1 protein-coding gene is annotated in these 801 nt (G+C 45.6%); it reads right to left on the bottom strand.

What is annotated here, in order from left to right; translation table 11 throughout:
* Positions 1–801: PDDEXK family nuclease (locus tag REG_RS14500; RefSeq protein WP_006705082.1), on the bottom strand; the 801-nt coding region annotated here is incomplete at both ends.

Here is an 801-nt window from a genome sequence, read left to right as displayed (position 1 = left end):
GTCGTTAACTAATCCGTCAGGACTGGCAGCAAACCCTTTGATGCGGAGATGATCAATCAGTCCCACCTCCGTGACATTGGACGTAAATTCATTAAACACATACACCTGACTGGCTACCGCTTCCAGTTCGGTACCTCGCCTCATGTCGGCCGTAATAAAGAGGTCTTCCCGTTGCCCGGTGAGCCGCTGGCAAATCAGCTCTGCCAGGTATTTTTGTCGGTTCGCGCTATAGCCCGTTTTGGTTCTCGTCGTGGCATCCACCTTGGCAAGGTCGTTGTCAATTTCATGGCTATCGAACATGTTTATAGGGGATTTAACCGTGTCTGCCCCGCTATTTTGTGTCGTAAACCAATAAGTTCCGTCCTGAACCACGGTACGTAGCACCAGGGTAAACAAGCCTTCCAAGGTGATTTTTTCATCCAACATTTTCCCGATGGTTTTAATCTTGGTTTTTCCTAAGGCAGTTTCTTCGGTGTGGGATAAAAAATAAATACGCAGGTCAGTCGGGGTTTCTCTAATGGCGTTATCGATAATTGACCAAGCGTGATGACCAATTTCAGTAAACTTATCGAAGGATTTTTCATGCGAACGGCGCATAAATTCATTGGCCATCACGTATTGAAAATCATCAATAATCACGATTTTCTTGCCGTATAAATACGCATTTTTAATCGCAATAATAATCGCTTGCCACTGGTCGGTGACATAAAGCGCGGTTTCAGGTACGTTTTTATCCCACCGTTGCCACCCTGTCGAGCGAAAGGGCAGCGGTTTGTTAATGGTTTGGATTAATAAGCATTC

The sequence above is a fragment of the Candidatus Regiella insecticola LSR1 genome, assembly GCF_000143625.1.
Lineage (GTDB): Bacteria > Pseudomonadota > Gammaproteobacteria > Enterobacterales > Enterobacteriaceae > Regiella > Regiella insecticola.
Note: the sequence above shows the minus strand (reverse complement) of the source record. Positions and strands in the feature narration are given on the sequence as shown.